Here is a 19356-nt window from a genome sequence, read left to right as displayed (position 1 = left end):
CCTGCTGGGTGGCAGTATCCGCCACCGCCCTCCCGACCTCTTCTAGCCCGCCGGCCACGTGCCGGTCGGCCGCGTTTCGCGCCTTTGCAATCTCCGGCTGTCAGCCTGCTGGCTGAAGCTCCTTCATTTCTATACCGAGAACACCACTGTGATCGAGAATCTACGCAACATCGCCATCATCGCGCACGTCGACCATGGCAAGACCACCCTCGTCGACAAGCTGCTGCGCCTGTCCGGCACCCTGGACCGCAAAGAAGCGGAAAACGAGCGGGTGATGGACAGCAACGACCAGGAAAAGGAACGTGGCATCACCATCCTGGCCAAGAACACCGCCCTGAAGTGGGGCGACTACAACATCAACATCGTCGACACCCCCGGCCACGCCGACTTCGGTGGCGAGGTGGAGCGCGTGATGTCCATGGTCGACTCCGTGCTGCTGGTGGTCGACGCCCAGGACGGCCCCATGCCGCAGACCCGCTTCGTGACCCAGAAGGCCTTCAAGGCCGGCCTGCGTCCGATCGTGGTGGTCAACAAGATCGACCGTCCCGGCGCGCGTCCGGACTGGGTCATCGACCAGATCTTCGACCTGTTCGACAACCTCGGCGCCACCGATGAGCAGCTGGACTTCCCGATCGTCTACGCCAGCGCCCTGAACGGCATCGCCGGTCTGGACCACGAGAAGATGGACGACAACATGGATGCCCTGTTCCAGGCCATCGTCGACCACGTGCCGGCCCCGCAGGTCGATCTGGATGGCCCCTTCCAGATGCAGATCTCCCAGCTGGACTACAACAGCTTCCTCGGCGTGATCGGCATCGGCCGCATCGCCCGTGGCCGCATAAAGGCCAACACCCCGGTCGTCGCCATCAGCGACGACGGCAGCAAGCGCAACGGTCGCATCCTCAAGATCATGGGCCACTCCGGCCTGCAGCGCGTGGAAGTGGCCGAAGCCGAAGCCGGCGACATCGTCTGCGTCTCGGGCATGGACGAGCTGTTCATCTCCGACACCCTGTGCGATCCGCAGAACGTCGAAGCCCGTCCGCCGCTGACCGTCGACCAGCCCACCGTGAGCATGACCTTCCAGGTCAACGACTCGCCGTTCGCCGGTCGTGAAGGCAAGTTCGTCACCAGCCGCAACATCAAGGACCGGCTGGAGAAGGAACTGCTGCACAACGTGGCCCTGCGCGTCGAGCCGGGCGAGTCGGCCGAGAAGTTCAAGGTCTCCGGTCGTGGCGAGCTGCACCTGTCGGTACTGATCGAGAACATGCGCCGCGAAGGCTTCGAGATGGCCGTGGGCCGTCCGGAAGTGGTGATCATCGAGAAGGACGGCGTGAAGCAGGAGCCCTACGAGAACGTCTCCATCGACATCGAAGAGCAGCACCAGGGCTCGGTGATGGAGCAGATGGGTCTGCGCAAGGGCGATCTGACCAACATGATCCCCGACGGCAAGGGCCGTATCCGCCTGGAATACACCATCCCGGCGCGTGGCCTGATCGGCTTCCGTAACAACTTCCTGACCCTGACCTCGGGCAGCGGCATCCTGACCTCGACCTTCAGCCACTACGGCCCGATCAAGGCCGGCGAAGTGACCAACCGTCAGAACGGCGTGCTGGTCTCCATGGCCACCGGTACTGCGCTGACCTACTCGCTGGAAACCCTGCAGAGCCGCGGCAAGCTGTTCCTGGCGCCGGGCGACGAGATCTACGAAGGTCAGCTGTGCGGCATCAACAGCCGTGACAACGACCTGGTGCTCAACCCCACCAAGGGCAAGAAGCTGGACAACATGCGCGCCTCGGGCAAGGACGAAGTCATCGCCCTGGTGCCGCCGATCAAGTTCACCCTCGAGCAGGCGCTGGAATTCATCGCCGACGACGAGCTGGTGGAAGTGACGCCGAAGTCCATCCGTCTGCGCAAGAAGTACCTGAACGAGAACGACCGCAAGCGCTTCGAGCGTTCCAAGGTCTGATCCCGCCCGGGTATTACAGGAAAGCGCCTTCGGGCGCTTTTTTGTTGGCTGTTTTTCTGCGAGCGCGACGCGCGGAGCCGGTGGTTCTGCTAGGTTTGGTCTCATGGCCGCGCCACTCCGGACGGCCTCCTTGCAGGATGCTGCCATGCTCAAGAACACCCTCGTCGCCACCCTCACCCTGGCCGGTATTTTCGGGCTCGCCACGGCCCAGGCCGCCGGTTGCGGCACGCCACGCAATGCCTTCGACACCGTCTACTGCGCCAGCAACCTGTTCGCCCAGAGCGACAAGTCGCTGAACCAGACCTATGGCGAATTGCGCAAGCAGCTGCAGGCCGATCAGCAGGCCGTGCTCAAGCAGAGCCAGCTGGCCTGGATCAAGCAGCGCGACAGCCAGTGTGCCCGAGAGGAGGCCGATGGCTACTTCGTCAACCTGGACTGCGCCGTCAGCCTGACCGACAGCCGCCTGGAGGTGCTCAAGGAGCGCCTGCGCGAGTGCGCCAGCACCGGCTGCGAGGCGGGCAAGCTGGGGCAGTGAGGTAGCTGGCGGGGTAGAGATCTCGCCGTTCCCCCACCCCAGCCCTCTCCCAGAGGGAGAGGGGGCTATTCGAGCGGGCGCTCAGCATCATTGCCCCGGAGAAAACCGTAGCGTGGAAAACGGCGCAGCCTTTTCCACTGGGGGTTCGCCGCCAGAGAGCCCTCCCCCCCAACCCTTTCCCCGTGGGAGAGGGGCTATCCAAGCGGGCGCTCAACGTCAGCACCCCATGAGCGCTGCCACTGGTTGATCAGCAGACTCGACAGTCATGGCGGGCCGCCCTGGTCGAACTATCGACAGCCGTCTGGCATGCCGTCCAGACGGCATGAACGTCTTGCAAGTTTTTGTTCACTCCCAGATACAACGTCACAAAAACCGTCTAGCGTGGGGCTACACGCCCTGACGCGTGCTCCGATAACAACAATCAAGGATGCAGGCATGACATCTTTCCTCCGGCAACGCCTGCCGCTGGCCATCGCCCTGGCGACGACGCTCGCGGCAACCGCCCAGGCGGCTCCCAATCCCTACAGTGGCTTCACCGTGTTCGGCGACAGCCTGCTCGATGCCGGGCAGTTTCCCGACACCGGGGTCAACGGTGCCAGCCTCAGATTCACCAACCGCGTCGGGCCGGGCTACAGCCCGGCCAGCGGCGCGGTGACCGGACCGGTGTCCTCGATCCTGCTCGGCCAGCAACTGGGCTTCGATGTCCGCACCCTGGACGCCTCCACCTCGCTGATCAACCAGCGGATCGGCCTGAGCGACGGCGACAACTGGGCCACGGGCGGCTACACCACGGCGCAGATCCGCGATTCCATCACCGCTCGCAATGGCTCGGTGGTGGCGGTAGGGGGCCTGACCCTGCGCAGCCGGGACGGCTACCTGCCCGGACTCGCCAGCCAGGGACTCAGCCTGGATCCCAACACCCTGTTCTATATCAGCGGCGGGGGTAACGACTTCCTCCAGGGACTGGTCACCTCGCCGGCCACCGCGGCGGCCGCGGCCAATCGCCTGGGTGACGGCGTTGCCGCCCTGCAGCAGGCCGGCGCCCGCTACATGGTGGTCTGGCTGCTGCCCGACATCGGCCAGACCCCGGCCCTGGCCGGTTCGCCGCAACAGGCGGCCAGCTCGGCCCTTAGCCGGGTCTACAACCAGGCGCTGGTGGCGCGCCTGGCCGGCATCGACGCCGAGATCATCGGCCTCAACGTGCCCCAGCTGCTCGCCGAGGTGGTGGCCGAACCGGGGCGCTATGGCCTGGCCAGCGGGCAGAATCTGACCGGCACCTGCTTTAGCGGCGACAGCTGCACCCGCAACACCACCTATGGCCTGGGCGCGGCAGCGGCCGATCCCAGCCAGCTGCTGTTCAACGACCGCGTCCACCCGACCATCACCGGGCAGCGACTGATCGCCGACTACGCCTATTCGCTGCTGGCGGCGCCCTGGGAGGTCACCCTGCTGCCGGAGATGGCCCAGTCCACCCTCAGGGCGCACCAGGACGGCCTGCACCAGCGCTGGCTGGGCGACTGGCATGCCTGGCAGCCGGTGGGACGCTGGCAGGGCTATGTGGATACCAGCGCGCGGCGCCTGGACGTCGACGACCAGCGCAGCACCGCCGGTGGCGATGGCAACGGCTACAGCCTGGACCTGGGCGGCAGCTACCGAATCAGCGAGGAGTGGCGCCTCGGCGTGGCCGCCGGCGTCGCGCGCCAGCACCTGGAGCCCGGCGCGGCCGATTCCGACTATCGCCTCAACAGCTATCTGCTGAGTGCCTTCGCCCAGTACCAGGGCGAACGCCTCTGGGGCGATCTCACCGCCACCGGTGGCCGGCTGGACTATGACGACCTGAGCCGTCGCTTCGCGCTTGGCCCGACCACCCGCAGCGAGCAGGGCGATACCGACGGCGATCTGCGCGCCCTCTCGGCGCGCCTGGGCTATGACCTGGCAGCGGCCGGCAGCCCCTGGCACCTGAGTCCCTATCTCAGCGCCGACTATGCCCGTGTCCAGGTGGACGGCTACCGGGAGCGCGGCAATGACGCCACGGCGCTGGAATTCGACGACCAGTCGAGCACCTCGCGGCGGCTGGGGCTGGGCCTGCAGGGCCGCTGGCAACTCGCACCGGCCACGGCGCTGTTCGCCGATCTGGGCCGTGAGCGGGAGTTCGCCGATGGCACTCGCGATGTGACCATGCGCCTGAACAGCGTGCCAGGTCTGGACTACACCCTGGACGGCTATCAGCCCGACAGCGACCGCACCCGGCTGAGTCTGGGCGTGGTCCAGCGGCTGACGCCGGAGCTGACCCTGCGCGGCGGCTACAGCTATGCCGGTGCGGGCGATACCCATCAGCAGGGCGTGGGCCTGGGCCTGTCGCTGGATTTCTAAGCGCAGCCCCACCCGGTAGCGTTCGCTGACCTTGCGTCAGCGAGCGTCATCCCTAGCGCCGGCTGGGATCACCCAGCCGTTGGCGTTGCCAGTCGCGCAACTCGTCCAGGCGCCGCGGCGGGCAGACCAGAAAGCCCTGCAGGAGATCGCACCCGGCCTGGTGCAGGCAGAGCTGCTTGAGTTCGGTGTCCACGCCCTCGGCGATGACCTGGGCGTCGCGGGCATGGCAGAAGGCGATGAGCGCATCCAGGCTGGCCTGGTTGCCAGGCTGGCTGAGGCGCTCGACGATGAGCCGGTCGAACTTGATGGTGTCGGCGGGATAGTCGGTGACCTGCTGGATGGAGGTGTAGCCGACGCCGAAGTCGTCGATGGCCACGCGAAAGCCCTCGGCGCGCAATTCGTGCAGCAGCCCCAGCGTCCGCTCGTTCAGCTCGGCGGCGAAGGTCTCGGTGAATTCCAGCTCCAGGTGGCCCGGATCGACGCCGTGGTGGCGCACCCGCTCGCGCAGGTAGGGGACGATGTCGGCCTGGTCCAGTTGCGCGGATGACAGGTTGACGGACAGCACCAGCTCGCTGCCCAGCACCTCCTGGAGCGCCGGGTATTCGCGGCAGGCCTGGTCCACGACCCAGCGATCGATCCAGCGGAAGTGCCCCTGACGTTCGGCGATGGGGATGAATTCCGCCGGTGAAACCGGGCCGAGACGCGGCGAATTCCAGCGCAGCAGGGTTTCGGCGGAGCGCACCTGGTCGTTGCTGTCGACCGCCGGCATGTAGACGAGGTGGAATTCCTCGTCCGGGTTCATCCGCCGCAGGTGCTCGTCCAGCAGATCCTGGCGACGCTGGCGCGCGGCCAGTTCCGGGGTGAAATGCACCAGGCGATTGCCGCCTTCGTTCTTGGCCCGCTCCAGGGCCAGGTCGGCCTGGGCCAGCAGATCGGCCAGATCCAGCGGCGCCTCGGGGGCCGCCAGGCCGATGCTCAGGGTCACGGCATAGCGCCGTTCGCCGACCAGGGTGCCGTTGTCATAGTTCTGCTGCAACTGCTGGCCCAGGGCGAGGGCGTCGGTCGCCGCCGCCGGGCCACGTAGCAGGATGGCGAATTCATCGCCCGCCAGGCGGGTGAACACCAGCTCGTTGTCTGCCTGATAGGCCGCGAGCTGTTGCTGGGTCTGCCGGGCCACGGCCTGCAGCAATTCATCGCCCACCTCGTGGCTGAATCTGTCGTTCACCGACTTGAAATGGTCCAGGCCGAAATAGAGCAGGGCGATACGACGACCGTCCGGCTTGCCTGCCAGCCAGGATTCACCCATGAGCTGGAAATAGCGGCGATTGCCGATCTGGGTGAGGACGTCGGTGCGCAAGGCCGTGCGCAGCTGCGCCAGGATTGCCAGGTTGTTGTCGTGCAGGCGCTTCATGTTGGCGCCCAGGTGGCCGATCTCGCCGGGTTCGTCACCGGTTTCGAGCGCCTGGCGCTGGCCTTCCAGGACTTCCGTGAGCTGGCTGTCCAGGCGGGCGATGGGCCGGGTGATGTAGCGGCGGATCAACACGATCAGCACCAGGATGCAGGCCAGGGTCACCAGCAGGCCGCCGCTGAAATAGGCGATCGCCAGGCGGCGCAATTCCTTGTCCAGGCGCGCCGGGTCCGGAGTCAGGCGTACATAGAGATCAGGCGACAGCCGTTCGATGGCACTGAAATCGCCGGTACGGGCGGGTGGCGTTCTGCTGAACTCCAGGGGCGCGCCATAGCTTTGCTCCAGGCCATGGCGCAGGGCTTCCATCCGGTCCGGGCTGACCGCCAGCTGCAGCGTCATCGCCAGGCCACGCTGCCCCGGCAGGGGTGGTCCGGCGGTGCTCGGCAGCAACGAGGTGGTCGCCACCAGCAGTGAGCGCCCCTGTTCGTCGAGCAGATAGTCGCGTCGCTCCAGTGGTCCGTTCGGCTCCTTGGCCAGGCGTTCGAGCAGCTGGCGCTGGACGCCGCTCAGCTGGGCGAAGGGATCGCCACTGCGCTCGTAGTAGTAGGCCAGGCTGAGATCGGGGCGGGCGATCGCCAGCGAGATGCGACTGGGTGCATCGTCGCCAGCCAGCTGGCGCACCGCCAGTTGCAGCTGGGTACCCAGGGCTTCGTTGCGATAGGGCACCTCGGTCTGTCGCAGGAAGTTGCCCAGGGCGGCGCTGTTGGACAGGGCATAGAGCAGGTTGCGGCTGAAGTGATCGTACTCGCGATAGGTGGTTTCCAGCGCCGCCAGGTCGTGGCTGAGCCGCGAACGTTCGAGGCCGATCACCGCTTCGCGCTGCACCGTGTAGCCCAGTCCCACCAGGGTCAGGCTGCAGAGCAGGGCGACCGGCAGGATCAGCAGCAGGGCGCGCCTATTGAGCGTCATGGCGACCTACCAGAGCGCTGCCGATGCGTTGCCGGGTCTGGAAGGTGTCGGGTGGACCTTCACGAAAGACCTGGCTGCGGGCGAGCACGTCGTCGGGGGGGAACAGGCTGGGATCCTGGCGCAGGTCTGCCGGCAGCAGGCGCAGGGCGCCGGCGTTGGGGGTCGCCAGGTGCAGTTCCTCGGTCGCCAGCACGGCGTTGCGCGGCTCGTTGAGGAAGTCGATGAAGCGCCAGGCGGCCGCCTGGTGCCGGGAGCTGCTGAGCAGGGCCACGCAGTCCACCCACAGCAGGCTGCCTTCGCGAGGCGTGACGAAGCGCCAGGGCTGCCCGGGCGTGGCGGCATTGAGCAGGTGCTGGTCGCCGCTGTAGCCCAGGGCCAGCTCGATGCGATCGCTGTAGGCCGGATTGCGCAGGGCGCTGACCACGTACTGATAGGTCAGCACCGCCGGGGCCTGGGCCTTGAGCAGGGCGAAGCTGCGTCTGAGCAGCTCGGGATCGTCGCTGTTGATGGCGGCGCCGAGGGTGATCAGGGGCGCTACCAGCAGGTCGTCATGGTCTTCGAGCATGGCGATATGGCCGTGCAGGGCCGGCTCCGGCTGCAGCAGCGGCTGCCAGGACGAGGGCGCCTGGGGCAGACGATCGCTGCGATAGAGCAGACCCAGGGTGCCCCAGACGTAGGGTACGGCATAGTCGCCGCAACTCTGGCGCCAGCGCGGATCCAGCTCGCGCAGATGCGGCAGGCGCTGGGGATCGATGCGTGTCAGCAGGCCGTCCTGGCCGAGGCGGGTGGCGCTGACCTCGTTGATCACCACCAGGTCGAGATCGACATCGCCGCGCGCCAGGGTGGCGTCGCGCACGTCGCTGCTGTCGAAATGGATTTCCTGCACAGGGGAATGGGCCTTGGCCCAGCGCTGCAGCAGGGTGTCACTGAAGTAGCCTTCCCAGGTATAGAGTCGCAAGGACTCGGCAGTCGCCACAGGTGACGCGGACAGCCCGGTGAGCACCAGGCTGCAGACAAGGGGGAGGCAGTAGCGCATGCGGACGACTCGGCGGCAAGGACTGACTTGGATAGGAGCGGCCGAAAGGCCCTGGCGTTCACCCCAGGAACGTCAGGGCTCTTGCCAGTCTAGGAGTCTCCTGGGTATTCGCCAGCCGCCGCGGCGTCTATTGCACGCGCCGAGCCCGAGTCCCTCAATTCTGCAGCGGTGCCACCCCGGCACGCTGATGGGCGCGGGTCCAGGGCTTCTGCTCGTCGGCGAATTTCACCGCCAGACGTTCCAGCACCCGTTGCGTCGGCGCGTTGGTGCCATGCAGCAGCAACAGGGGCAACAGCAGCAGGCTGGCGCCCAGCGCCGCCTGGCGCGGTCTGAGGTTGACCTCCTGGCCCCGCAGCAGCCACAGCAGGCTGCCGCTGGCGGCGTAGCCGATGGGCAGGCCGGTCACCACTTCCGAGATCGAGTGATAGCCCAGCACCACCCGCGAGACGGCGATGAGCAGGGCGCACAGCGCGCCGAGGGCGGCTGCGCTCAGCTGCAGCGACGGCCGCGCCCGGCTGGCCAGCAGCCAGCCGAGGACCGGCAGCACGCTGCCCACCAGCATGGAATGGCCGCTGAAGCCGGTGAAGTCCAGGCGGGGGATGCCCAGGCCCCAGCCGAAGAAGGCGATCTTCGACAGGGCAACGCTGAGGCCGGCGGCACCAAACAGCAGCAACCAGAGCAGTGCCGCGCGCGCGGACAGACCGGCAAGCAGCCAGAGCGCGATCAAGACGGCGCAGGGAAGCATCACCGAAGAATCGCCGAAGTTGGTGATGAACAGCCACATGGATAAGCAGACTCCTGGGGAAGACGAGGCATTCTGACCATCAGATGCCCAGAGGTTGCATCGCGCGTGCCAGGCTGTGGACTGGCGCAAGAAAGCGCTGGGATTCCGCTGGCAGACCCAGAAAAAAGCCCCGGCACCTGGGGTGGCGGGGCTGTTTGCCGAGCGGGGTGTTACAGACCGGCGGCGGCGCGCAGGGCGGCGGCGCGGTCGGTGCGTTCCCAGGTGAAGGTGGTGAAGGTGTCGTCGCCCACGGTGACTTCCTGCGGGTGGCGGCCGAAGTGACCATAGGCCGCGGTGGCCTGGTACATAGGATGCAGCAGGTCGAGCATGGTGGTGATGGCGTAGGGGCGCAGGTCGAAATGCTCGCGCACCAGCTGCACGATCTTCTCGTCGCTGATCTTGGCGGTGCCGAAGGTGTTGATCGAGATGGAGGTGGGCTGGGCCACGCCGATGGCGTAGGACACCTGGATCTCGCAACGATCGGCCAGGCCGGCGGCGACGATGTTCTTGGCGACGTAGCGGCCAGCGTAGGCGGCGCTGCGGTCGACCTTGGACGGGTCCTTGCCGGAGAAGGCGCCACCGCCGTGACGGGCCATGCCGCCGTAGCTGTCGACGATGATCTTGCGGCCGGTCAGACCGCAGTCACCCACCGGGCCGCCGATGATGAACTGGCCGGTCGGGTTGATGTGGAACTGGGTGTCCTTGTGCAGCAGCTCGGCGGGGATGACGTGCTTGACGATCAGCTCCATCACGGCTTCGCGCAGGTCGGCGTACTTGACCTCGGGATTGTGCTGGGTGGACAGCACGATGGCGTCGATGCCGACCACCTTGCCGCCTTCGTAGCGGCAGGTCACCTGGGACTTGGCGTCCGGACGCAGCCAGGGCAGCAGGCCCGACTTGCGTGCCTCGGCCTGACGTTCCACCAGGCGGTGGGAGAAGGTGATGGGCGCGGGCATCAGCACATCGGTCTCGTTGCAGGCATAGCCGAACATCAGGCCCTGGTCACCGGCGCCCTGATCTTCCGGCTTGCTGCGATCGACGCCCTGGGCGATGTCCACCGACTGCTTGCCGATGATGTTGACGATGCCGCAGGTGGCGCCGTCGAAGCCCACGTCCGAGCTGTCGTAGCCGATGTCGACGATGACGTCGCGCACCAGTTGCTCCAGGTCGACCCAGGCGGAGGTGGTGACCTCGCCGGCGACGATGGCCACACCGGTCTTGACCAGGGTCTCGCAGGCCACGCGGGCATGCTTGTCCTGGGTGATGATGGCGTCGAGCACGGCATCGGAGATCTGGTCGGCGATCTTGTCCGGATGGCCTTCGGACACGGACTCGGAGGTGAACAGGGAATATTCGCTCATCGAATGGTTCCTAAATTACCAGGGGGTAGGGGCCCGCAGGCCGGTCGAGACAGCAGTTTCCTTGCTGGACATGACGCCCTTGAGCGTCGGGTCCGCCCGCCACTGGCCAGTTGGCCTCATGACGGGGTGTTTCCCTGATCCGGGCGCGCGAACTGGCGCACCTGGATCTGAAAGCCGTTGCGCAGGCCCAGGTAGAGGCTTTCGCCCGCCTGCAGGCCGGCGGCCTGGGCCCAGCGCGCCAGTTCGTCCTGGTCGAAGCCCAGCCAGAGATCGCCACAGGCCGCGCGGGCCCAGGTCTGGTCGTGGGGGCAGAGGTCGGTGATCACCAGGCTGCCACCCGGCGCCACGCGCCGGGCCAGTTGCTGCAGGGCTTCCGCCGGTGCGGCCAGATGGTGCAGGACCATGTTGAGGACCACGCAGTCGGCCGCTGGCAGCGGCTCGGCGAGGGCGTCGGCCAGTTGCAGTTCGACATGGGCGAGACCGTCGCGCTGGCAGCGCTGACGCGCCAGTTCGAGCATGGCCGGGCTGTTGTCCACCGCCACCACCCGGGCGAAGCGCCGCGCCAGGTCCGGCAGGAAGGCGCCGTCGCCCGGGCCCACCTCCAGCGCGCAGCCGCGCGGATCCAGGGCCAGGGCGTCCAGCAGGCTGAGCAGGCCGTCGCGATACTGCGGCAGGCTGGCGATCAGGTCCTGCTGGGCCTGGAATTTTTCCGCCACCCGGGCGAAGAAGTCGCGACTCACCGCCGCGCGCTGGGCATGCACCTCGCCGATCCGCGCCTGCACGGCGCCGGGCAGGGCCAGGCTGTCCACCTCTTCGAGCAGGGCGGCGTGCAGGGCGCCTCCCAGGCTGCCGGGACGCGGCAGGGCGCGGCGATAGAAGATGGCATTGCCCTCGCGGCGGGTGGCCACCAGCTGCGCCTGGGCCAGCACCTTGAGGTGGTGGCTGATGCCGGACTGGCCGGTGGCGAAGATCTGTGCCAGTTCCAGCACGCCGAAGGAGGCGCTGTGCAGGGCGCGCAGGACGTTCAGGCGCAGGGGATCGCCACCGGCCTTGCACAGGGCGGCGAGGGTATCTCCTGGTTCCTGGCCGAGCGCCGGCACGCGTAGGGGATTCATGGGGCGCTAGTCTAGAGACCCGTCCCGGGCCTCGCAAGAAAAGCATCAAAAAGTTTTGATACTTGTCCGCAACGGCTGGCCGCGCATACCTTCGTCGAGGAAGGTAAGATGCCGGGGCCTTTTGCTCAGCGGTCTTCGCGGCGTTGCGGTAACGACCGCGAGACTCGCGCGTCCAACCTGCAGCCCTCTTCCAGGAGCGTCACCGGGTAACCCATGTCCGTCCAGCCACCATCCCCTTCCGCGCCTGCTGCCGGCACGCGCCTGGTGATCTGCGAGCACTGCGATTCGGTGCATCGCCTCGAACCCCTCGCGGTGGGTGAGCGGGCGCATTGTCTGCGCTGTGGCGCCTTGCTCTATCGCGCCAGCCGCCTGGATATCCAGGGCCTGCTGGCGCTGGCGATCGCCGCGGCGGTGCTGTTCGTGATCGCCAATGTCGGGCCGATCCTGCAACTCAGCTTTCGCGGCCTGCACAGCGAGGCGACCCTGCTGGAATCGGTGGTCGCCATGAGTCGCGGCTTTGCCGGACCCATGGCGCTGGTGGTGGCCATGACCCTGTTCGTGGTGCCGCTGCTGCAGATCGTCCTGCTGCTCTGGGTGCTCGGCTTCGCCCAGCTCGGCCGCCGCGCGCCCGGCTTCGCCACGGCCATGGTCACCCTGCACTACCTGCGGCCCTGGAGCATGATCGAGGTCTTCGTGCTCGGCGCCCTGGTGGCGGTGATCAAGCTCGCCGGGTTGCTGCACGTGGTGGTGGGCCTGGGGCTGTTCGGCATGGTCGGGCTGATGGTGGTCCTGCTGATCATCGCCAAGCGCGACCTGCACCCGCTGTGGGACGCCGTCGGGGAGCGTGAGCCGTGACCGCGCCCCAGCTGCCGCCGCGCGCCGACGAACTCGGCCTGTGCCTCTGCCACGTCTGCGGCAAGGTCTGCACCGCGCCACGCCGGCACAAGGCCGGCTGCCCGCGCTGCGGCTCGGCCCTGCACCGGCGCAAGCCGAACGTCTATGCCAAGACCTGGGCCTATCTGCTCGCCGCGCTGATCCTCTATATCCCGGCCAATACCCTGCCGGTGATGTTCACCGGTACTCTGGGCCGCGGCACGGAAAGCACCATCCTCGAAGGGGTGATCGAATTCTGGGAGAACGGCTCCTGGGGCGTCGCCCTGGTGATCTTCATCGCCAGCGTGGCGGTGCCCTCCATCAAGTTCCTGGTGCTCGGCACCCTGCTGGTGACCTGCCAGCGCCGCAGCGACTGGGCCACTGCCCAGCGTGCCCGGCTCTATCGCTTCGTCGAGCTGATCGGCTACTGGTCGATGCTCGACGTGATCGTGGTGGCCCTGGTATCGGCGCTGGTGCACTTCGGTGCCCTGAGTTCGGCGGCGCCGCGCCTGGGTATCGTGTTCTTTGGTTTCGTGGTGGTGCTGACGATGCTCGCCGCGATGAGTTTCGATCCCCGCTTGATCTGGGATGCAGAGGTGAACGATGACGGACAGGCATGAACCCGACGCCCTGGCGCCTACCCCCGAGGTACGCCGCAGTCGCTGGAGCGTATCGCTGATCTGGCTGGTGCCCATCGTGGCGGCCCTGATCGGGCTGTCCATGGTGATCCACAGCTGGGCCTCGCGCGGTCCGACCATCACGGTGACCTTTCTCACCGCCGAGGGCCTGGAAGCCGGCAAGACCCAGGTCAAGTACAAGAACGTGGTGATCGGCACCGTCAGCGACATCCAGCTGGCGCCGGATCGCAACCGGGTGATCACCACCATCGAGCTGGAAAAGTCCGCCGAGGGCTTCGCCACCAAGGACGCCCGCTTCTGGGTGGTGCGCCCGCGCTTCGGCGTCAATGGCGTCTCGGGGGTCGACACCCTGGTGTCGGGTGCCTTCATCGGCGCCGACATCGGCGATTCCAGCGAATCCCATCGCGACTTCCGCGGTCTGGAGCAGCCACCGGCGCTGATCCACGGGGCCTCGGGCAAGAGATTCATCGTCACCGCCGACGACATCGGCTCCCTGGACGTCGGCTCGCCGGTCTATTACCGGCGCATCCAGGTCGGCCGGGTGGTGTCCTTCCACCTCAATCCGGATGGCAAGGGCGTCAGCGCCCAGGTCTTCATCGATTCGCCCTACGACCGCTTCGTCACCGCCAACAGCCGCTTCTGGAACGCCAGCGGGGTCGATGTCTCGCTCAGCGCCTCCGGGCTTAAGCTCAACACCCAGTCGCTGGCTACGGTGGTGGCGGGCGGCATCGCCTTCGTCACCCCCGAATGGCCGAAGGATCCGCAGGAGGCCCAGGAAGACCAGAACTTCACCCTGTTCGACGACCAGACCAGCGCCCTGGCTCCGCCGGATGGCGAGCCCTTCTATGTACGGATGAGATTCCAGCAGTCGCTGCGCGGGCTGTCGACCGGAGCGCCGGTCGAGTTCCTCGGCATGAACGTCGGCCGGGTGGTGTCCCTGACCCCCGACTACGAGGACAGCCAGGATCGCTTCTCGCTGATCGTCGGCGCGGTCATCTATCCCCAGCGGCTGGGTGATGTCGGCAAGCGCATCGAGACCAAGGACCGCGACGGCAAGCTGTTCGCCGGCTGGGTGGCCCGCGGCCTGCGCGCCCAGGCCCGCACCGGCAACCTGCTGACCGGCCAGCTCTACATTTCCGTCGACTTCGTGCCCAATGCGCCCAAGGTGGCCTTCGACCCCCAGGCCAAGCCACTGTCGATTCCCACCGTCACCGGCAGCTTCGATCGCCTGCAGGAGCAGATGGCCGGCATCGTCAACAAGATCGACAAGATTCCCTTCGATTCCATCGGCAAGAATCTCGACACCAGCCTGGCGCAGCTCAGCGGCACCCTCAAGCAGCTCAACGCCGGGGTCCTGCCGCAACTGACCACCACCCTGATGGGCGTGCAGCAGCTTACCGGCAGCGCCAGCCAGAGCCTGGGCGCCGATTCGCCGGTGCAGCAGAATCTGACCCAGACCCTCGAAGAGATGCAGCGCATGGCGCGCTCCCTGCGCGTGTTCGGCGACTACCTCGGCCGCCATCCGGAATCCCTGATCCGCGGTCTGGTGACCGATCCGCCGCCCAAGTTCGAGCCGGGCTCCCGCGATCCCGCCAAAGGAAAACTGCAATGAAGCGCCTGACCTGTCTGGCTCTGCCCCTGCTGCTGGCTGCCTGTTCGTCCAAGGCGCCGCTCAACTACCACACCCTGACCAGTGCCGCGGAGCCCGCGACCCAGGCGCGCAGCGCCGGCTTCCGCTTCGCCCTGCAGGGCGTCTCGGTACCACCGCAGGTGGATCAGCCGCAACTGGTGGTCCGCCAGGGCGACGGCATCGCCCTGCTGGAAAACGAACGCTGGATCGCGCCCCTGGCCGACGAGGTGCGCAGCGCCCTGTCCGCCGACCTATCCCGGGACCTCGGTACCCTGGACCTGGGCGATGCCCCGCGCGGCAGTGGCACCCCGGTGCTGCGCATCAAGGTGGATCTGCAGCGCTTCGATTCGCAGCCCGGGCGGGGCGTCCAGCAGGACGCGCTCTGGACCCTGCGCCTGGCCGGGCCGGGCGGCGAGCGGGTGCTGACCTGTGGCAGCCGGATCAGCCAGCCCGCCGGCGGCACCTATGCCGAGGTCGTGGCGGCGCATCGCCAGGCCCTGGCGACCCTGGCCAGGCGCATCGAACCGGTGGCACGCGCCTTCGTGGTCGACGACGCCACGGTCTGCCCGGCGGGCTGAGGCGACCGCGCCGATTGCTGGAAGTGCCCTGGCTGGGCCAGAATAACGGCCCCTTCGCTCTGCCTCTGCCAGGAGACACCGCAATGCCCAGCCGTCGTGATCGAGCCAACGCCATCCGCGCCCTCAGCATGGATGCCGTGCAAAAGGCCAACAGTGGCCACCCCGGCGCCCCCATGGGCATGGCCGACATCGCCGAGGTGCTCTGGCACGATCAGCTCAAGCACAACCCTGGCAATCCCCTGTGGGCCGACCGCGACCGCTTCGTGCTGTCCAACGGCCACGGCTCCATGCTCATCTATTCGCTGCTGCACCTGTCCGGCTACGACCTGTCCATCGACGACCTGAAGAATTTCCGGCAGCTGCACAGCAAGACCCCCGGCCACCCCGAATACGGCTACGCCCCCGGCATCGAGACCACCACCGGTCCCCTGGGCCAGGGCATCGCCAATGCCGTGGGCTTCGCCCTGGCGGAAAAGGTCATGGCTGCCCAGTTCAACCGCGACGGCCACCGGATCGTCGACCACCACACCTACGCCTTCCTCGGCGATGGCTGCATGATGGAAGGCATCTCCCACGAGGTCTGCTCCCTGGCCGGCACCCTGGGCCTGTCCAAGCTGATCGCCTTCTACGACGACAACGGCATCTCCATCGATGGCGAGGTCGAGGGCTGGTTCACCGACGACACCCCCAAGCGCTTCGAGAGCTACGGCTGGCAGGTGATCCGCAACGTCGACGGCCATGACGCCGACGAGATCCAGACCGCCCTGGATACCGCGCGCAAGAGCGACAGGCCCACCCTGATCTGCTGCAAGACCGTGATCGGCTACGGCGCGCCGCACAAGCAGGGCAAGGAGGAGTGCCACGGCGCGCCCCTGGGCAACGACGAGATCCAGGCCGCGCGCGACCTGCTCGGCTGGGCCCATGCGCCCTTCGAGATTCCCGCCGACATTTATGCCGAGTGGAGCGCCCGGGAGCGCGGCGCCGCCGCCGAGGCCGAGTGGAACGAGCGTTTCGCCGCCTACGCCCAGGCCCATCCGCAGCTCGCCGCCGAGTTCAAGCGCCGGATGGCCGGTGACCTGCCCACCGATTTCGCCGAACGCGCCGCCGCCTTCATCCAGGACGTCGCCAGCAAGGGCGAGACCATCGCCAGCCGCAAGGCCAGCCAGAACGCCCTGCAGTTCTTCGGTCCGCTGCTGCCCGAGCTGCTTGGCGGTTCCGCCGACCTGGCCGGCTCCAACCTGACCCTGTGGAAGGGCGCCAAGGGCGTCACCGCCGAAGACGCCAGCGGCAACTATGTTCACTACGGCGTACGTGAATTCGGCATGAGCGCCATCATGAACGGCGTCGCCCTGCACGGCGGCCTGGTGCCCTACGGCGCGACCTTCCTGATGTTCATGGAATACGCCCGCAACGCGGTGCGCATGTCGGCGTTGATGAAGCAGCGGGTGCTCTATGTCTTCACCCACGACTCCATCGGTCTCGGCGAGGACGGCCCCACCCACCAGCCGGTGGAGCAACTGGCTTCGCTGCGCTACACCCCCAACCTGGACACCTGGCGTCCGGCCGACGCGGTGGAATCCGCCATCGCCTGGACCTCGGCCCTAGAGCGTCGCGACGGTCCCAGCGCGCTGATCTTCTCCCGCCAGAACCTGGCCCACAGCGTGCGTGACGCAGCCACCCTGGGCAACGCCGCGCGTGGGGGCTACGTGCTCAAGGACTGCAACGGCGAACCCGAGCTGATCCTCATCGCCACCGGTTCCGAAGTGGGCCTGGCGGTGCAGGCCTACGAGCGTCTGACCGCCGAAGGGCGCCAGGTGCGCGTGGTCTCCATGCCCAGCACCAGCGTCTTCGACCGCCAGAGCCCCGAGTATCGCCAGCAGGTCCTGCCGGTGGAAGTCGGCGCGCGCATCGCCATCGAGGCCGGCATCGCCGACTTCTGGTACAAGTACGTCGGTCTCGACGGTCGCATCATCGGCATGCACACCTACGGCGAATCCGCCCCGGCGGCTGCGCTGTTCGAGCACTTCGGCTTCACCCTGGACAATGTCCTGGCGGTGGCCGGCGAGTTGCTGGAAGACTGAGTCCTGCTGCGGTAATCCGAAAAGCCACGCCTGGGCGTGGCTTTTTTGTGCGCGGGATTCGGCACGCGCTCAGGGATTCACCCGGATGCTCGGTCCCGCCAGGATGACCCCGGCGGCATCCAGCTGCACAAAGCTGCCGCCGGTCCTGAGGGTGAGGCGGGCGCCGGCTTCCAGGACGATCTTCTGGCCACTGTGCAGCCGGATCTCGCTACCGGCCTCGACCAGCAGGCTGCCGTCCAGCCGCAGATGCTGACTCGCGCCGATGTCCAGGTGATCGTCGGCGCGCACCTCGGTGCGGCGTTCGCCCTGGGTGATGCGGTGTTCCTCGGCGTGGAAGGTGCTGTAGCTGTTGCCCCGGATGCGCTGATGGCGCTCGTGGCCGATCTCGCTGCGATGGTCGTGGCCGATACGTTCGTCCCAGTCGCGCTGGGCATGGACGTGGATTTCCTCCTGCCCCTGGCGATCCTCGCTGCGAATTTCGTTGTAGCCGTGGCCCCCGGGGCTGCTCAGCGTCTTGAAGGTGCTGCGGGTCTTGTCCCTGGGCAGTTCCAGTGGCGGCCGCTGCTCGGCGTGGTACAGGCAGCCGATCACCAGCGGCTGATCGGGATCGCCTTCGAGAAAGCCGACCAGTACCTCCATGCCGATCCGCGGCAGGCTCAGGGCGCCGTGGCCGTTACCGGCCCAGCCGCTGGCGACCCGCAGCCAGCAACTGCTGCGCTCATCCGCCTGGCCTTCGCGATCCCAGTGGAATTGCACCTTGATCCGGCCCAGGGCATCGCAATGGATGTCCTCGCCGGCCGGTCCGGTGACCACGGCGCTCTGGGCGCCCAATAGTCGGGGTTTGGGATGGCGCAGGGGCAGGCGGAAGGGCAGCGCCCACGGCCGCGCGACAAAGCTGTTGCGATAGCCCTGGGCGAAGCCGTCGGCCGGGATGCGGTCGGCAACGTCTTCCTCCAGGACCTGCGGCTGGCGGCCCTGGTGCTGGATCTCGGTCAACAGCCAGAGCTGATTCCAGTCGGCACGCGGATGCTGTTCCAGGGGCAGGAAGTGCCCGCTCACCAGGCTGGGCTGGTCGCTCGTGCCCTGGGCCTGGAGGGCGTTGCCTCTCAGGCGTTCCAGGCGCCGGCTGCTCAGGCGCTGCCCGCTTGCGCGATCGGTGAAGCGACCGGGAAAGCCATAGTCTTCCAGCGCGGGCCGGGCCAGGTCGTCGCTGCCGCTCTGCAGGCGCAGCCGTGGCCGCAGCGGGTCGTGATCGCGCAGGAGGCTGGCGCTGCTGCGGATCCGCAGCGCGACCGCCAGGTGGCTGATCACGGGCTCGTCCGCCACCAGGCCTCTGCCGGGTAGGTAGCGGGTGGCACCCAGCTGCGCAAAGCCGGTGGCGTCATCGCCAAGGACCAGCACATGACCGTCGCGACGATGCTGGTGGTGAAAGTGCAGACCCTCTTCCTCGCAGAGGCGGGTGAGAAAGGCCAGATCGCTTTCACCGTACTGCACGCAGTAGGCGCGCGGCGGATAGCGCGTCGGCCCCAGCGCGAAGCGATAGTTGCCGGCGAGGATGCCGTGCTCCTCGAGGAGCTGCGCGAGGATCTCGGGGACGCTGCGCCCCTGGAAGATGCGGGAATTGACGCGGTGGGCCAGGCGGGCCAGGCGTGGCACCAGGTCGGCGCGATAGCGGGTCAGGCGCCGGCCGGAATCGCCCTGGGCCACGGCGGCGAGCAGGCCGTGGATGCCCTGTTCACCCGCACCCAGGGCGAGAAAGGCGGGCTGCTGCAACAGTGATTCCAGCGGCCAGTCCGGGCGCTCGCTGACCAGCTCAAGCTGGAAGCGATAGGGCTGGCCGATGGCTTCGTGGCCGTCGAAGGCGAGCACCTGGAAATCGTGGGCGACGCCATCCAGCGTCAGGGTGAAGGTCGGGGCGTTGGCTGAACGGGACATCGCATCGCATCCTTGCGCATGGAAAATTCCAGTTTGCGCTACAGGACTGCACTGGCTCAAGCGCTGGAAGTCCC

Annotated in this window: 14 protein-coding genes; 8 read left to right on the top strand and 6 right to left on the bottom strand. The window is 67.5% G+C overall.

The window, feature by feature from the left end; all coding sequences use genetic code 11:
- Positions 1-148 precede the first annotated feature (148 nt).
- The 3 genes from typA (at position 149) to PVZ77_RS12580 (ending at position 4874) form a co-directional block, all read left to right on the top strand.
- Entirely contained in the window at positions 149-1966 is a 1818-nt protein-coding gene (gene typA, locus PVZ77_RS12590; RefSeq protein ID WP_183631680.1) for a translational GTPase TypA, read from the top strand.
- Between the two features lie 145 nt (positions 1967-2111).
- Positions 2112-2501 (top strand): lysozyme inhibitor LprI family protein, encoded by a 390-nt coding sequence (locus PVZ77_RS12585; protein ID WP_273806826.1) that lies wholly within the window; start codon positions 2112-2114, stop codon positions 2499-2501.
- A gap of 435 nt (positions 2502-2936) precedes the next feature.
- On the top strand, positions 2937-4874 hold the full coding sequence (locus PVZ77_RS12580; protein ID WP_273806825.1) for an autotransporter domain-containing SGNH/GDSL hydrolase family protein: 1938 nt from the start codon (positions 2937-2939) through the stop codon (positions 4872-4874).
- A gap of 52 nt (positions 4875-4926) precedes the next feature.
- Here the strand turns inward: PVZ77_RS12580 and PVZ77_RS12575 are convergent, their stop codons facing one another.
- The 5 genes from PVZ77_RS12575 to PVZ77_RS12555 form a co-directional block, all read right to left on the bottom strand.
- A complete protein-coding gene (locus PVZ77_RS12575; protein WP_273806823.1) occupies positions 4927-7251 on the bottom strand; it encodes a putative bifunctional diguanylate cyclase/phosphodiesterase in 2325 nt (774 codons plus the stop codon).
- Positions 7238-8287, bottom strand: a complete 1050-nt coding sequence (locus tag PVZ77_RS12570; protein ID WP_273806822.1) for a polyamine ABC transporter substrate-binding protein — start codon at positions 8285-8287, stop codon at positions 7238-7240. Before PVZ77_RS12570 ends, PVZ77_RS12575 begins: the two co-directional genes overlap by 14 nt.
- A 154-nt stretch (positions 8288-8441) precedes the next feature.
- The gene (locus PVZ77_RS12565) at positions 8442-9071 is read right to left on the bottom strand and encodes a phosphatase PAP2 family protein (protein ID WP_208693115.1); all 630 of its coding nucleotides are present in this window, start codon (positions 9069-9071) and stop codon (positions 8442-8444) included.
- Positions 9072-9241: 170 nt separating this feature from the next.
- The gene (metK, locus tag PVZ77_RS12560) at positions 9242-10432 is read right to left on the bottom strand and encodes a methionine adenosyltransferase (RefSeq protein ID WP_064307819.1); all 1191 of its coding nucleotides are present in this window, start codon (positions 10430-10432) and stop codon (positions 9242-9244) included.
- A 116-nt stretch (positions 10433-10548) separates the two neighbouring features.
- The gene (locus PVZ77_RS12555) at positions 10549-11547 is read right to left on the bottom strand and encodes an ArsR/SmtB family transcription factor (protein WP_273806820.1); all 999 of its coding nucleotides are present in this window, start codon (positions 11545-11547) and stop codon (positions 10549-10551) included.
- A gap of 213 nt (positions 11548-11760) precedes the next feature.
- Between PVZ77_RS12555 and PVZ77_RS12550 the strand changes: the two genes are divergently transcribed.
- From PVZ77_RS12550 to tkt, 5 genes are all read left to right on the top strand, one after another.
- Entirely contained in the window at positions 11761-12402 is a 642-nt protein-coding gene (locus PVZ77_RS12550; RefSeq protein ID WP_133860511.1) for a paraquat-inducible protein A, read from the top strand.
- Positions 12399-13040 (top strand): paraquat-inducible protein A, encoded by a 642-nt coding sequence (locus tag PVZ77_RS12545; protein ID WP_405046262.1) that lies wholly within the window; start codon positions 12399-12401, stop codon positions 13038-13040. Before PVZ77_RS12550 ends, PVZ77_RS12545 begins: the two co-directional genes overlap by 4 nt.
- Positions 13024-14670, top strand: a complete 1647-nt coding sequence (locus PVZ77_RS12540; RefSeq protein WP_273806819.1) for a PqiB family protein — start codon at positions 13024-13026, stop codon at positions 14668-14670. Before PVZ77_RS12545 ends, PVZ77_RS12540 begins: the two co-directional genes overlap by 17 nt.
- The gene (locus tag PVZ77_RS12535; RefSeq protein ID WP_273806818.1) at positions 14667-15266 is read left to right on the top strand and encodes a PqiC family protein; all 600 of its coding nucleotides are present in this window, start codon (positions 14667-14669) and stop codon (positions 15264-15266) included. Before PVZ77_RS12540 ends, PVZ77_RS12535 begins: the two co-directional genes overlap by 4 nt.
- Before the next feature lie 83 nt (positions 15267-15349).
- Positions 15350-17347 (top strand): transketolase, encoded by a 1998-nt coding sequence (tkt, locus tag PVZ77_RS12530; RefSeq protein ID WP_273806817.1) that lies wholly within the window; start codon positions 15350-15352, stop codon positions 17345-17347.
- A 69-nt stretch (positions 17348-17416) separates the two neighbouring features.
- Here the strand turns inward: tkt and PVZ77_RS12525 are convergent, their stop codons facing one another.
- Positions 17417-19282, bottom strand: coding sequence for a type VI secretion system Vgr family protein (locus PVZ77_RS12525; RefSeq protein WP_273806816.1), 1866 nt, complete (start codon positions 19280-19282; stop codon positions 17417-17419).
- Positions 19283-19356 lie beyond the last annotated feature (74 nt).

The organism is Pseudomonas sp. SHLD1 (assembly GCF_028640935.1).
Classification (GTDB): Bacteria; Pseudomonadota; Gammaproteobacteria; order Pseudomonadales; family Pseudomonadaceae; genus Chryseomonas; species Chryseomonas aestiva.
Note: the sequence above shows the minus strand (reverse complement) of the source record. Positions and strands in the feature narration are given on the sequence as shown.

Excerpts from the sequence above, each read along its gene's own strand:
- PVZ77_RS12550 (WP_133860511.1), top strand. The coding sequence starts at position 11,761 with ATGTCCGTCCAGCCACCATCCCCTTCCGCGCCTGCTGCCGGCACGCGC.
- PVZ77_RS12580 (WP_273806825.1), top strand. The coding sequence starts at position 2,937 with ATGACATCTTTCCTCCGGCAACGCCTGCCGCTGGCCATCGCCCTGGCG.
- PVZ77_RS12565 (WP_208693115.1), bottom strand. The coding sequence starts at position 9,071 with ATGTGGCTGTTCATCACCAACTTCGGCGATTCTTCGGTGATGCTTCCC.
- PVZ77_RS12525 (WP_273806816.1), bottom strand. The coding sequence starts at position 19,282 with ATGTCCCGTTCAGCCAACGCCCCGACCTTCACCCTGACGCTGGATGGC.
- PVZ77_RS12575 (WP_273806823.1), bottom strand. The coding sequence starts at position 7,251 with ATGACGCTCAATAGGCGCGCCCTGCTGCTGATCCTGCCGGTCGCCCTG.
- PVZ77_RS12540 (WP_273806819.1), top strand. The coding sequence starts at position 13,024 with ATGACGGACAGGCATGAACCCGACGCCCTGGCGCCTACCCCCGAGGTA.
- metK (WP_064307819.1), bottom strand. The coding sequence starts at position 10,432 with ATGAGCGAATATTCCCTGTTCACCTCCGAGTCCGTGTCCGAAGGCCAT.
- PVZ77_RS12555 (WP_273806820.1), bottom strand. The coding sequence starts at position 11,547 with ATGAATCCCCTACGCGTGCCGGCGCTCGGCCAGGAACCAGGAGATACC.
- PVZ77_RS12585 (WP_273806826.1), top strand. The coding sequence starts at position 2,112 with ATGCTCAAGAACACCCTCGTCGCCACCCTCACCCTGGCCGGTATTTTC.
- PVZ77_RS12535 (WP_273806818.1), top strand. The coding sequence starts at position 14,667 with ATGAAGCGCCTGACCTGTCTGGCTCTGCCCCTGCTGCTGGCTGCCTGT.
- PVZ77_RS12570 (WP_273806822.1), bottom strand. The coding sequence starts at position 8,287 with ATGCGCTACTGCCTCCCCCTTGTCTGCAGCCTGGTGCTCACCGGGCTG.
- tkt (WP_273806817.1), top strand. The coding sequence starts at position 15,350 with ATGCCCAGCCGTCGTGATCGAGCCAACGCCATCCGCGCCCTCAGCATG.